Origin of the sequence: Pseudoalteromonas aurantia, from assembly GCF_005886875.1 — a bacterium.
Classification (GTDB): Bacteria; Pseudomonadota; Gammaproteobacteria; order Enterobacterales; family Alteromonadaceae; genus Pseudoalteromonas; species Pseudoalteromonas aurantia_A.
On sequence record NZ_PNBY01000229.1, the window covers coordinates 1 to 253 of the forward strand.

The 253-nt window shown below is 43.9% G+C and carries 1 protein-coding gene; it reads left to right on the forward strand.

The genetic code is table 11. The features are described from left to right. Nucleotides 1-25: 25 nt before the first annotated feature. The coding region (locus CWC18_RS21305) for a hypothetical protein (RefSeq protein WP_212747754.1) at nt 26-253 on the forward strand (228 nt) is incomplete at its 3' end.

A 253-nucleotide genomic window follows, 5' to 3' on the forward strand; every position in this document is an offset into this window, starting at 1 on the left:
CGATAAGACAGGAAGAGGACAGGCTATGGCGATTGTAAAAGAATTACTGCAAAACAAGCCGATATCAATTAATGGTGGGTCCAGGCGGCCTACCATTAAAGGGAATCATTACATGTACAACAATGATCCCTGTAATGTGTCTTTCCAGGAAATGAGACACCAGGGAACCCTGACCGTTATTGTGAATGTCAGGCTCAATCAGAATGGTGACACCAGCTTTTTGCCCTGGCAGGAAGATAAAATTTGTTCACTG